Below are 12,448 nucleotides of genomic sequence, written 5' to 3'. Positions count from 1 at the left end.
GAACACCCCGAACAGATGTTCGCCTGAAATCAGGCCGAGGCGGCGCGCTGCCGGTCCGACGGCGTCCTTTCGGCAAGGGGTATATTCGCTGCCTGGCTGACGCCTCCGGCAACACCGCGGGCCGCAGCCAGAACAGGCCCGCCATCCCGAAGACTGCCAATCTCCAGAAATGGGCAGACATCGCCGCCAGCTTCGCTGACGAGTAGCAATCCCGCAAGACAATCCCATGAATTCATATGTAATTCGAGATACGCGTCGGAACGACCGTCGGCCACATAGGCAAGCGCCAGCGCTCCAGAGCCTGCACGACGAACATTGCTGCCCATATCGAGCAGGTTCCTGACGATATCGAGATATGTGGAATTCGCGACCCGGGTCGACCAGCCCATCTCGATCGATGACGCATCAAAGCGCGTCGTTTCCGCGGTTTGAATCGGCTGCCCGTTGCGCGTTGCTCCTTCACCGCGACGCGCGAAATAAAGCTCGTCAAGCGCAGGATTATAGATCGCGCCGATTTCGGTTCGCCCTTTTTCGACATAAGCAATGGAGATGCAGAAATGCGGGATGCCACGCGCGAAATTCGCGGTGCCGTCGACGGGATCGACGACCCACACCCGATCGCCGATCTCACCGCCACCTTCCTCACCAAAGAAACTATCGTCTGGGAAACAAGCCGCGATCGCCCCGCGAATATGCGCCTCGGAAGCCGCATCGGTCACAGTCAGAAAATCCTGCGGCCCTTTCATGGAGAAGCTTCGTGTCGCCTCACCCTGAAAACCTTTGAGCACCAGTTCGCCGGCGGATAAAATAACGCTGCGGCACAGTTCAGCGCGAGCTGCCAATGTATCCGGATGGGGCATCGAGTCCATGCGCAAAACCATTTCTTTTGAGTGAACGCGTGTTCATATTGCACACGCGTCCACTGATTTCAAGAGGGTTTCTCGGTCAAACTTAACTATCAAATGACAAAGTAACGGCATGTTCATTCCGGTAGCTGGCAGGTCAGTTCGCAAGGCAGCGCAATGACTGCGACCAAGAGCCAATGGAACGGTTTTGCACCGCGGGAGTTTCGTTCCTGTAAACCACGACAGGAGGAAAAAATGGATCACAGCAATCACGTACGTCTGGTTGAAACCGAACTGACGCCGTCGGTTCTAGAAGGCGCGACCGTCTATGGCGCTGATGACCACAAGGTCGGGAAGGTTGACCACGTACACGGCGTCGGCGCCGGCAGCACGGCGATCATTGATGTCGGCGGCTTTCTCGGCATCGGCGCAAAGCCCGTTGCAGTTCCGCTCAGTGACCTTGACTTCATGCGCGATGAGGACGGCGATGTCCACGCGGTGACCTCATGGACGAAGGATCAGTTGAAGGACATGCCCGAGCATCGTCACTGAATACATCCCACCAGACTTCACAAGCGCCCGGCCATTGCCGGGCGTTCGTTTATTGGGGCACACCCCGCCCCCGCACCGCTTCCGCCGGCAATGGAACACTTGCGCCTGTCAGGCATTTTCAAGGCGCGCAATAAATGGTTGCAAGGCATTCAAGGGGACAACAATTGAACAGTCAGATTCAGGCCAGCCCGCTGAGCATTGACGACGTGACCGTCATCGATGACGAGAAGGTCAAAAAAGCCGTGACGGCAGCCGCACTCGGAAATGCCATGGAGTGGTTCGACTTCGGTGTTTACGGCTTTGTCGCCTACGCCGTCGGCAAGGTCTTCTTTCCGGAGGCTGCCCCCGCCGTGCAGACAGTGGCGGCACTTGCGACATTTTCGGTGCCGTTTCTCATTCGTCCGCTAGGTGGCGTTTTCTTCGGGGCGATGGGCGACAGGTTCGGGCGGCAGAAAGTCCTCTCTCTCACCATTATCATCATGGCGGCCAGCACCTTCTGCATCGGCCTCATTCCGGGTTATGCGACCATCGGCATCTGGGCCCCCATCCTTCTGCTGCTCTGCAAGCTCGTTCAGGGCTTTTCCGTGGGCGGAGAATATACCGGTGCGGCCATCTTCGTGGCGGAATATGCGCCCGACCGCAAACGCGGTTATCTCGGCAGCTGGCTTGATTTCGGCTCGATTGCCGGTTTCGTGCTTGGCGCGGGACTAGTGGTGCTGCTCAGCACCGCCATGGGCGAGGCGAAATTTCTTGACTGGGGCTGGCGCATTCCGTTCTTCCTTGCCGCTCCGCTCGGACTGATCGGCCTTTATCTTCGCCACGCCGCGGAGGAGACGCCGGCTTTCACCGAACGCCTTCACCGCGCTGAAGAGGAGGACCGCCAGTCGCTGAAGGAACGGCCCATGGTCCCCATCGCGGAGATCACCAGCAAACATCTCCGTTCTCTGGCAATCTGCATCGGCATGGTTCTCGTCACCAATGTCACCTACTACATGCTGCTGACTTACATGCCCACATACCTGTCAAAGACGCTGAATTACAGCGAGGATCACGGCGTCCTCATCATCATCGCCGTCATGGTGGGTATGCTGTTCGTCCAGCCGGCCATCGGGCTTTTGAGCGACCGGATAGGCCGCAAACCTTTCCTCGCTGTCGGCAGCACGGCGATCTTTTTTCTCTCGCTGCCGGCTTTTCATCTCATCGCCAGCGGACAGGTGGTCCAGATTTTCTTCGGCTTGCTTATTCTTGCCGTCGCGCTGAACTGCCTGATCGGAATCATGGCCTCGACCTTGCCCGCTCTGTTTCCGGCGCGCATACGCTATAGCGCCCTGGCGATCGCGTTCAACATCTCGATCATCGTCGCCGGTCTGACGCCAACGGTCACGGCCTGGCTGGTCGAGGCGACGGACAACATCTATATGCCGGCCTATTACCTCATGGTCGCCGCTGTCTTCGGCATTGTCACGACCTTCTTCCTGAAAGAGACGGCGAACCGGCCTCTCTATGGCGACACGCCCAACGCCTCCAGCCGCAAGGAGGCCAAATCGCTTCTCGCGGCGCAATATCTGCACATCGAAAAAAGCGTTGAAGAGATTGACGAGGAGCTTCTCAAACTGGAACAGCAGAAAGAAATTCTGCAGGCGAAACGCAGTCAGCTCGTCGGCCGGCACCCGGACCTGAACTGACTCCATCCGCCATAGATGAAATGCGCGGGCAATGCGTATCGCAGTCCGCGCATCGATTTTTTCAGGTTTCAATCGGCCTGCGCCGAGAGCAGCTGTTGTTTCGCTCAAACGGCGAGGAAGCCGCCGTCCACTGGCAATACGGCGCCGGAAATCATCTTGCTGTCATCGGAAAGCAGCAGCGCGATGCTCTGCGCCACCTCTTCGGCTTCTGCGAAGCGGTTGAGCGGATGACGCACCATCATAGGCTGGCTTTTGACCGGATCGTTCCATGCTTCCGCAGCCAGTTCAGTGAGTGTGATGGTGGGCGCGACGGCATTGACGCGAATACCATGCGGGCCAAGTTCCTTGGCAAGCACGCGGGTTGCGCCCTCAAGCCCGGCCTTGGACGCCGCATAACACAGGTGATCCTGAAAGCCGCGATGCCCTGCAATCGAGGTGATGTTGACGATGGCGCCGCCGCCGCCCCTTGCAACACGGGCGCGGGCGAATTCCTGGCAGGTGATGATGGCTGCGCGCAGATTGATGCCCAGCACGGCCTCGTAGCCTGCATCGCTCATGTCAAGCACACTTTCCAGCACGTTGATGCCGGCGCTGTTGATCAGGAAATCGCAAGTGCCGGCTTCGGCCATGGCGGCGCGGGTGGCGGCTACGTCGGCAAGATCGGCACGGATCGAGCGGCCGCCGATTTCGCTTCTGAGGCTGTCGAGATCGGACTGCGTGCGGCTGATCGCCACGACCTCCGCACCGCGTGCGGCCATCAGCTGCGCGCAGGCGCGGCCGATGCCTTTGCCTGCGCCGGTGATGATGACGGATTTTCCGGAAAACTGCATGGAATCCTCGTTATTTGCGGCCAACGCGGCCGGATGATCTAATTTTGACGGCGCTCAGGAATGGCTGGCGGAACGAATGGCGCGGGCCGCATTTTGCAGCGTCAGAAACGCGTCGTAACGCGCTTGGTGAACCCTCTGAAAACCAGGATCGGGCGTTGCACTGCTGCCAATACGCGACATTGCCGGCATCGCGGCCATCAGGTTCGGATAAGTCCCTGCGGCGACGGCACCCAGCATGGCGGAACCCAGAAGCACCGGCTCCTCGCATTCGGTCAATTCGACGGGAAGTCCGGTCGCATCGGCCAGCAACTGCCGTGCAAGCGGGTGAGCACCCGCACCGCCGCTGACGCTGATGGTTTCCACCGGCGCGCCGTTGCGTGCCTGCGTTTCGATGATCTGACGAAGCCCGTAACCAAGGCCGAGAAGCCCGGCCACATAAAGCCCGACAAGGGAATCCACCCCGGTTTCCATGCCATACCCGGCAATGACCGCGCGGGCATGGGGATCGGCGAAGGGTGCGCGGTTGCCGAGAAATTCCGGCACCACATGAAAATCCTCTGCAAGCTTTGCTGCGGCGGACGCGGATTCGGCAAGGCCGAGGGCGCGGTCGGCAAGCCAGACCGGTAAGGCTTTGCCATCCTTCTCAGCAAGCACCTTCGCTTCGGGGACTGCCGGATGTAGCTGAACCAGATAATCGATGGCCGCACCGGCAGCAGACTGGCCGCCTTCATTCAGCCACGCACCGGGAACCATGGCCGAATAATAAGGTCCCCAGACGCCAGGCACGAAAGCGGGTTCGGCTGTCGTCGTCATGGTACAGGACGAGGTCCCGAAAACATAACCAAGGCATTTCGAAGCATCGCCACCCGCAGCAACCGTACCGACGCCGCCGGCGTGGGCATCAATCAGGCCCGCAGCAACGGCGGTGCCTGCGACCAGCCCCATCGCCTTTGCGGCGTCTTCCGTCAGACCGGTGCCGAGCGCCGTGCCCGGATGGACGACGCTTTCACCGATGCGGCGGAAGCCCTGTTCCGCCAGATCGCCAAGGCCAATATCGTTGAAATATTCCGAATCCCAGCGGTTCTCGTGGGCGAGATAGGTCCATTTGCAGGTGACCGTGCAGGCGGATCGATCAAGTGCACCGGAGGCTTTCCAAGTGAGAAAATCCGTCAGGTCAAAGAAGTGTTCAGCACGGGCATAGACATCCGGTCGATTTTCCCGAAGCCACAAAAGCTTCGGCGTCTGCATTTCGGGAGAGATGCGACCACCGACATATTTGAGAACCGCATGTTCTCCGGCATTGATGCGCTCCGCCTGTTCAACGGCACGGTGATCCATCCAGACGATGATATCGCGTTCGGGATGATCGGCAGCGCCAACCGGCAGGGTCTCATCGTCCGGCCCGCGAACGACGAGTGAGCAGGTGGCATCGAAACCGATGCCGACAACATCGTTAGGATCGATACCAGCGCGTGAGACGCTCTCCCGGACGCTGTCGCAAACCGCCTGCCACACTTCCGCGCTCGATTGCTCGGCAATGCCGCCATCTTCGCGATGCATGCTGATCGGACGCTTGGCGGTGGCGAGAAGCTTGCCCGAGACGTCGAAAACACCGGCCCGCGCCGAGCCGGTCCCGACATCGACGCCAACAAGATAGGAAGCCATTTGCGATACTCCTCGGAGGGGGATCATCCGATGCTGGAAAGGATTGAGCGGCGGGACCGTGTCCGGTCTTTCCGCCGCCCAGGGATTTTTTAAACGCGGTCGAAGTTGGTCGGCAAGACCAGCATGTCGCGGATTGTGACGGTGCGCTTGCGTGTCAGCATGTAGACAACGGCATCGGCCACTTCGCTTGCATCGATGAGGCTGCCCGATTCCTTGGCCTTGCGGAGGTTTTCTTCCGGCCAATCGGCCAGCAGTGCAGAAACGACCGGGCCGGGGGAGACCTGCGCAACGCGCACGCCGTGCGGGATCATCTGGCGGCGCATGCCCTGCACGAAGCTGGTGATCGCCCATTTAGAGCCGGAATAGACCGGCTCCCAATAGGTCGGGAAGTGGCCGGCAATCGAGCAGGTGACGATGATATCGCCGGTCTTGCGCTCCGACATGTGCGGCACGACGGCATGAACATTCTTCATGACGGCGTTGACGTTGAGATTGAGCATCTTGTCGATGGCTTCCGGCGTCGTCTCGGTAAGATCGCCGCCGATATAGGTGCCGGCGTTGCAATAGAGAATGTCGATATGATCGACCTTCTTGAGGATCTCAGGGATCATCGCGTTGCAGCTGTCGGCATCGAGCAGATTGGTGACCTGCGGGATGGCGCGGTCGCCGAGCTTGGCGACCAGATCATTCAAGGCTTTCTCGTTCCAGTCGACCATGACCACGGTCGCGCCCTGTTCCAACAGCGCTTCTGTGGTGGCAAGCCCGATGCCGGATGCGGCGCCGGTGATGACCGCAATCTTGCCTTGCAGCGATTCAGACATTTAATTCTCCTGCGTTTATGAAGATATTTCCGGGCCGGCTCAGCGCCATTCGCGCCCGATATAGATGGCCAGCAGAATGATGCCGCCCTTGATGACATCCTGCAGATAGGGGTTGATGCCCATCAGGTTGAGGCCGTTATTCAGAATGCCAAGCAGCACCGCGCCGATGAGCGTGCCGAGAATGAGGCCCCTGCCGCCGGCAATGGCCGTGCCGCCAAGAACAACGGCCGCGATAGCATCGAGTTCGAAGCCGACACCGGCATTGGGCTGACCGCTCATCAGGCGGCCGGTGAGGATCAGTGCGGCAAATGCTGCCGTGACGCCGGAGATGCCATAGACGGCAAGCTTGACGCGCTGGGTCTTCACGCCCGAAAGACGGGCTGCCAGTTCGTTTCCGCCGAGCGCATAGACGTGACGGCCGAAAGCGGTGCGCTGCAACAGCACCCAGGCGATGGCGTAGATCGCCACCATGATGACGACAGGGACTGGAACCACACCGATACGGCCGACACCGAACCAGGAAATCCAGCTCGGAATACCGCTGACGGGATAGCCGCCGGAATAGATAAGGCCAAGGCCACGCGCCATGCCCATGGTGGCGAGCGTGACGATGATGGCGGGCATCTTGCCCCAGGCGACAAGCGCCCCGTTGAAGATGCCGATGCCGAGACCGATGAACAGGCCGGCCGGCAGCGCAATTGCAGGCGAGAGGCCGGTGTTCACCATCAGGCCAGCGGACAGCGTTCCGATAAGCGCCATGACCGCCCCGACCGACAGGTCGATGCCGCCGGTCAGAATGACGAAAGTCATGCCGACGGCCAGAATGCCAACGACGGAAACCTGCCGCAACACGTTCATGATGTTGTTGAGGCTGAAGAAATTGTCGCTCGCAAGCCCCATGAGGATCGATACGACGATAAGACCCGCCAGCGGCAGGGCGAGCGGCGATCGCAGCATGGCACTGAGACTGAAACCGCCCGTTTTCGCGGCAACGCCGGTGTTTGCATCAAGCGACATGTTCAACTCTCCCGGTGGTGGCGTTTGTCATTATTGTTTCTGAATTGATGTCGTCTCCCTCGACCGTGGCGACGATGCCGCCGGACCGGAAAACGCAGACCCTGTCGGACATGCCGATGACTTCCGGCAGTTCCGAGGAGATCATGATGATCGAATGGCCCCTCGCTGCAAATTCGCGCATCAGCGAATAGATTTCTGCCTTCGCTCCGACATCGATGCCACGTGTCGGCTCATCGAAGATCAGCACGCGCATGTCGTGGTTCAGCCAGCGCGCGATAACGATCTTCTGCTGGTTGCCGCCGGACAGCGTGTCGACGCGGGCGTAAGGCCCTTGTGCCTTCACCTGCACCTGCGCCATGGCCTTTGTCGTGTGCTCCAGTTCCTTCTTGAGATCGAGGAACCAGTGCGCCTTGCGGTATTTGCCGTAATTGTTGAGCGAGATGTTCTGCAGGATGGAGAAGCTGGTGATCAGTCCCTCCTCCTTGCGGCTTTCCGGCAGCAGGCCGATGCCTCGCATCAGCGCATCATCGGGGCCGGAAAAACGCGTATCGACGCCATCGAGCTTGATCTTGCGGCGCGTCGCGGAATGCGCGCCGAGCATGGCGAGAACTGTTTCCGTGCGGCCTGAGCCAACGAGCCCGGCAAAACCAAGGATTTCGCCCTTGCGCAGCGCGAAACGCGAGACAGGGCCGCCCTTCCTCAATTGCAGCTCCTCGACTTCAATCACCTTTGCGGCAGAAGGATCGAGTTGCGGCTTCGGCGGGAAGCTGGCTTCGATGCGCCGGCCGACCATCATTTCAACCAGGCGGTCATTGTCGACCTCCGACGTCAGGCAAGAGCCGATCAGCTCGCCATCGCGCAGAACGGTGATGCGGTCGCAGATCTCGAATATTTCCTCGAGGTGGTGCGAAATGAAGATGATCGCGACGCCTTGCCGGCGCAGCTCGCGCATGACCTTGAAAAGGTGCTCCGTCTCGGAAGGCGTCAACGTGGCGGTGGGTTCGTCCAGTATCAGGATGCGGGCATCCAGTGACAAGGCCTTGGCGATTTCGACAAATTGCTGCTGGGCGACGGACAGGCGATGCACCGGCACGTCGAGCGGTACATCCACGGCGAGCCGGCCCATGATTTCGGCTGCGCGCTTGCGCATCGCGCCCTTGTTCAGAAGGCGCAGTGGCCCGCGGATTTCGCGGGCGAGGAACATGTTTTCAACGGCGTTGAGATAAGGGATCAGGCTGAATTCCTGAAACACGATGCCGACACCGGCGGCAATCGCCTCATCGTAATTGGCGAAGCGGCGATCCTTGCCGTCAATGCGGATCGTTCCCTCGGATGGCTGCAAAATACCGCACAGGATTTTCATCAGCGTCGATTTGCCGGCGCCGTTTTCGCCCAGAAGCGCATGCACCTCGCCGGCGCGCGCCTCAAGGTCGACGCCACGCAGGACTTCGATCTTGCCAAAGCTTTTTCTTATTCCATTCAGTTCCAGCATTTCACCCTCCTCAATGGTCGGGATTTAACCCCGCCCCCATACGAGATGGGGACGGGGCTTGGGAGGAGTTCTTACCAGCTGAACTCGCCGGCGTTCTTGCTGTCGACGACCATAACGTCGATCGGGACTTCCTTCGGCACGACCCGAGCGCCCCACTTCTGGGCGAGCGCCATGGCAAGGCCAACGCGAACCTGGTCACGCGGGAACTGCGCGGTGGTTTCGATGAAGGGACCACCCTCAGCAATCGCCTTCACAGCTTCCGGAGCACCGTCGACCGAGGTCAGCTTGATGTCCTTGCCGGAACCCTGGATCGCAGCCAGAGCGCCCATGGCACCGCCGTCATTCACCGAGAAGATACCGGCGAGGTTCGGACGCGACTGGATCATGTTTTCAACGACGCCCAGAGCGACGGAGCGGTCCTGACGGCCATTCTGTGTATCGACCAGCTTGATCTCGGGGAATTCGGCGAGAGCTGCCTTGCAACCTTCGACGCGCTGAAGGATCGGCACGACCGGGATACCGTCGAGGATCGCGACTTCACCCTTGCCGCCGAGCGCGTCACCGAGATGCTTGCACGACTTGTAGCCCGCGTCACGGTTCTTCGAGCCGACGAAGGTGTCGACCGGGCCATTGGCGTTGGCGTCAACTGCAACGACGATTGCGCCGGCAGCCTTGGCAGCGTGCACCGCGGCTTCGATGCCGGCGCTATCCGTCGGGTTGAGAAGCAGAATGTCGATCTTCTGCTGGAGCATGTCTTCAACGTCGGAAATCTGCTTGGCCACGTCGTGGCCGGCATCGGTCACGACAACGTCAGCGCCGATGCTTGCCGCAGCTTCCTTCAGCGCTTCCTGCATCGACACGAAATAGGGGTTGTTCAGCTCCTGGAAGGTCATGCCGATCTTCAGCTTTTCCTGCGCCAGCGCCGGAGCGGCCATCATTGCAATTGCGGCTGTCGCCATCAGAAACTTGGATTTCATTTTCATCTCACTCTTCCTCCCATTAGGAAAGTTGGGGCAACAAGTGCCCGTTTCCGGGCAGACCTCTGCCCGAATTGGTAAAAATCGACGATGTGTCGCTGGTTTACTCCGCCATAACAGCTGCCTTCTGGGCCGCAAAAATGGTTCGGAACCTCGACGGTGACATTCCCTTGAGTTTCAGGAAATGCCGGTTGAAATTGGAAAGATTGGAAAAGCCAACATCGTAGCAGACCTCGGCCACCTTCACATCCTGATCCGCCAGCAACATCTGGCAGGCAAGATCGATCCTTAACTGATTGCGATAGCGCACCAGCGTCGTGCCGGTATGGCGCTTGAAGGCCCGGGAGAAGGCGCTCGGGCTCTGGCCCACCATGTCGGCCAGATCGATTTCCTCGACCTGTTCGGTCAGATGCTCGCGCAGATGCGACAAGGCGCGGTTTATGCCGCTATCGCCAATGCCCGTCAGATCAAGCTCGTAGCTCAGGCTTGCCAGCACCTCGGATGTCGGCGCATTGACCAAGAGATCAAGAATTTCCCAGAAAAGCGCCAGACGCGTCAGCCCCTGCGCCTCGATGAGCCGCAGGATCAGCGGGCGGACCCGATCGCTCGTCTCGTCGTCAAAGAGAATACCGCGGCGGCTGCGATCCAGAAGCGCGCGCACCACTTCCATCTCGGACATGGAGGCGCAGGCATCTTCGATAAAGCTCTCCGGAAACTGGATCACGAGGGAACGTGTCGGCACGATTTCGTCCGGCTCGATCTCGCTGATCCAGTTCTGGGGGAGATTGGGGCCGGTCATGATAAGCTGGCCGGGGCCGAAACGGCCGACGAAATCACCGATATAGAAGGTGCCTGACGTCGCGACGACCAGATGAATTTCATATTCGGGATGATAATGCCAGCGCACGGTACGGAACGGATAGCCATGCCGCCAGGCAGCGAAAGATTCGCCCTTGCGGATGTGCACCAGTTCCAGATCGGGCTGCATCATGGTTCCTCCCATCAGTCACGTCCGCCGCATTTGCGAAGCGAAGCCATTCCTCTTTATGGCTCGTCCCAGGCGTTGATGAGGAGCATAGGGCGGGCCGCGGCTAAACATCCACATCACGCCGGAGAAATTACCGATACTTTTTTGACTGTTTTTTGCCAGAAATTGAATAGTGCCTCAACGTGATTGACAGTCAACGTTGCGGAGAGCCTGTTTTTTTTGCTCAATTTGCCGTGATGCGCCCAAACAATTCTCAACAGGAGGCGATCTGTGATGAATTTTTGGAGTAGGGCCTGCCTGCCACAGGCAGGCCCTACTTATACTTTTCCGCGCACGTTTCGCCGCTTATGCATCAGCGAGCTAATGTCTGGCACTTATTGCGGCATTACTATCTGCAGTTTGACGTCCGTTTCCCGCGCTTCCACCGCACGGTCGAAACCGGCAATACTATTTTCAAAGGGAATGGTCGCAGAAATCAGCGGCTTCAGATCGACCTTGCCGGATGCGATGAGCGCCACGGCGCGATCATAGACATTGGCGTAGCGGAAAACCGTCTCGACCCGAAGTTCCTTGGCCTGAAGGCCGACAATATCGACCGGAACCGGATCGACCGGCATACCGACGAGCACGATTGCGCCGCCCGGTCGTGCGAGGGCTGCAACGCCAAGAATGGCAGGGGCTGCGCCCGAGCATTCAAAGACGATATCGCAGCCCCAGCCGTCCGTCGCCTCAGCGATCGCTTCGGCGAGGTTGCGCTCGCGGATATTGACGGTCTCGATGCCATCGTAAGAGGCGATGATATCGAGCTTGGGCTGGGCAAGATCGGCGACGATGACTTTCGCGCAGCCGCCCGCGAGCGCGGCAAGCGCCACCATCATGCCGATCGGACCGGCGCCTGTTACCACGGCGACATCGCCCGGCTGGATGCGGGCACGCAGCGCCGCCTGCATGCCGATGGCAAAGGGCTCCACCATGGCGCCTTCGGCAAAGGACACATTGTCCGGCAGCTTGTACGTGAAAGCAGCGGGATGAATGACTTCCGGCGTCAGGCAACCATGCACAGGGGGCGTCGCCCAGAAACGGACGGCCGGATCCACATTGTAGATGCCGAGCTTCGACGCGCGCGACGTTGCGTCGGGAATACCCGGCTCCATGCAAACACGGTCGCCAGCCTTGAGATGCGTTACCTCGGCGCCGGTTTCGATCACCGTTCCAGAGGCCTCGTGCCCGAGCACCATCGGGGCGTTGACGACGAAATGTCCGATTTTGCCATGTGTATAATAATGGACGTCGGAGCCGCAAATGCCGACCGTGTGGGTGCGGATACGCACATCCTTCGGTCCGAGTTTACCGGGAATGTCAAAGTCCCTGAGCGCGAGCTTCCCTTTTTCTTCCAGCACCAGTGCCTTCATCTGATCCTCCGTGGTTTGCGATACGCCTGGCAGCGAATTCAGTCAGCGTGATGGCGCGCAACCTCGGCAAAAGTAAACAGAAATCCGCCGGAACAACCGGTTTTTCTTCACACAGGAAAAACTGTATCGAGGAGCCTGCAATTTCTCATCACTGGCGCGATGTC

The 12,448-nt window shown here is 59.5% G+C and carries 11 protein-coding genes; 2 read left to right on the top strand and 9 right to left on the bottom strand.

The window, feature by feature from the left end:
• Positions 1-29: 29 nt before the first annotated feature.
• Entirely contained in the window at positions 30-869 is an 840-nt protein-coding gene (locus HQN82_RS20610) for an inositol monophosphatase family protein (protein WP_173615764.1), read from the bottom strand.
• Between the two features lie 231 nt (positions 870-1,100).
• Here HQN82_RS20610 and HQN82_RS20605 point away from each other — a divergent pair, with 231 nt between their 5' ends.
• Both HQN82_RS20605 and proP read left to right on the top strand, forming a co-directional pair.
• Complete coding sequence (locus HQN82_RS20605; protein ID WP_004438228.1) at positions 1,101-1,397, top strand: PRC-barrel domain-containing protein; 297 nt, start codon at positions 1,101-1,103, stop codon at positions 1,395-1,397.
• A 164-nt stretch (positions 1,398-1,561) separates the two neighbouring features.
• Entirely contained in the window at positions 1,562-3,082 is a 1,521-nt protein-coding gene (proP, locus tag HQN82_RS20600) for a glycine betaine/L-proline transporter ProP (protein WP_037091004.1), read from the top strand.
• A 104-nt stretch (positions 3,083-3,186) separates the two neighbouring features.
• Here the strand turns inward: proP and HQN82_RS20595 are convergent, their stop codons facing one another.
• From HQN82_RS20595 to HQN82_RS20560, 8 genes are all read right to left on the bottom strand, one after another.
• Positions 3,187-3,912 (bottom strand): SDR family oxidoreductase, encoded by a 726-nt coding sequence (locus HQN82_RS20595; RefSeq protein ID WP_037091203.1) that lies wholly within the window; start codon positions 3,910-3,912, stop codon positions 3,187-3,189.
• Between the two features lie 54 nt (positions 3,913-3,966).
• Positions 3,967-5,577: an FGGY-family carbohydrate kinase gene (locus HQN82_RS20590; protein ID WP_173615763.1), complete on the bottom strand. Its 1,611-nt coding sequence runs from the start codon at positions 5,575-5,577 to the stop codon at positions 3,967-3,969.
• Between the two features lie 89 nt (positions 5,578-5,666).
• On the bottom strand, positions 5,667-6,398 hold the full coding sequence (locus HQN82_RS20585; RefSeq protein ID WP_004438213.1) for an SDR family oxidoreductase: 732 nt from the start codon (positions 6,396-6,398) through the stop codon (positions 5,667-5,669).
• A 39-nt stretch (positions 6,399-6,437) separates the two neighbouring features.
• Positions 6,438-7,415 carry an ABC transporter permease gene (locus HQN82_RS20580; RefSeq protein ID WP_065654941.1) on the bottom strand — a complete coding sequence of 326 codons (978 nt, stop codon included), beginning with the start codon at positions 7,413-7,415 and terminating at the stop codon, positions 6,438-6,440.
• Complete coding sequence (locus HQN82_RS20575; RefSeq protein ID WP_173615762.1) at positions 7,405-8,907, bottom strand: sugar ABC transporter ATP-binding protein; 1,503 nt, start codon at positions 8,905-8,907, stop codon at positions 7,405-7,407. Before HQN82_RS20575 ends, HQN82_RS20580 begins: the two co-directional genes overlap by 11 nt.
• A gap of 71 nt (positions 8,908-8,978) precedes the next feature.
• Positions 8,979-9,890: an ABC transporter substrate-binding protein gene (locus HQN82_RS20570; protein WP_004438208.1), complete on the bottom strand. Its 912-nt coding sequence runs from the start codon at positions 9,888-9,890 to the stop codon at positions 8,979-8,981.
• A 97-nt stretch (positions 9,891-9,987) separates the two neighbouring features.
• Positions 9,988-10,872 carry an AraC family transcriptional regulator gene (locus HQN82_RS20565; protein ID WP_144576926.1) on the bottom strand — a complete coding sequence of 295 codons (885 nt, stop codon included), beginning with the start codon at positions 10,870-10,872 and terminating at the stop codon, positions 9,988-9,990.
• Positions 10,873-11,246: 374 nt separating this feature from the next.
• Positions 11,247-12,284, bottom strand: a complete 1,038-nt coding sequence (locus HQN82_RS20560; protein WP_173615761.1) for an NAD(P)-dependent alcohol dehydrogenase — start codon at positions 12,282-12,284, stop codon at positions 11,247-11,249.
• Between the last annotated feature and the right edge of the window lie 164 nt (positions 12,285-12,448).

It is taken from the genome of Agrobacterium pusense (assembly GCF_013285525.1).
Lineage (GTDB): Bacteria > Pseudomonadota > Alphaproteobacteria > Rhizobiales > Rhizobiaceae > Agrobacterium > Agrobacterium pusense.
The sequence above is the reverse complement of the archived record's forward strand: the minus strand, read 5'-3'. Positions and strand labels throughout refer to the sequence as shown.

Coding starts and splice junctions, on each gene's coding strand:
- HQN82_RS20590 (WP_173615763.1), bottom strand. CDS start 5,577: ATGGCTTCCTATCTTGTTGGCGTCGATGTCGGGACCGGCTCGGCGCGG.
- HQN82_RS20575 (WP_173615762.1), bottom strand. CDS start 8,907: ATGCTGGAACTGAATGGAATAAGAAAAAGCTTTGGCAAGATCGAAGTC.
- HQN82_RS20565 (WP_144576926.1), bottom strand. CDS start 10,872: ATGCAGCCCGATCTGGAACTGGTGCACATCCGCAAGGGCGAATCTTTC.
- HQN82_RS20610 (WP_173615764.1), bottom strand. CDS start 869: ATGGACTCGATGCCCCATCCGGATACATTGGCAGCTCGCGCTGAACTG.
- HQN82_RS20595 (WP_037091203.1), bottom strand. CDS start 3,912: ATGCAGTTTTCCGGAAAATCCGTCATCATCACCGGCGCAGGCAAAGGC.
- HQN82_RS20580 (WP_065654941.1), bottom strand. CDS start 7,415: ATGTCGCTTGATGCAAACACCGGCGTTGCCGCGAAAACGGGCGGTTTC.
- HQN82_RS20570 (WP_004438208.1), bottom strand. CDS start 9,890: ATGAAAATGAAATCCAAGTTTCTGATGGCGACAGCCGCAATTGCAATG.
- HQN82_RS20605 (WP_004438228.1), top strand. CDS start 1,101: ATGGATCACAGCAATCACGTACGTCTGGTTGAAACCGAACTGACGCCG.
- HQN82_RS20585 (WP_004438213.1), bottom strand. CDS start 6,398: ATGTCTGAATCGCTGCAAGGCAAGATTGCGGTCATCACCGGCGCCGCA.
- HQN82_RS20560 (WP_173615761.1), bottom strand. CDS start 12,284: ATGAAGGCACTGGTGCTGGAAGAAAAAGGGAAGCTCGCGCTCAGGGAC.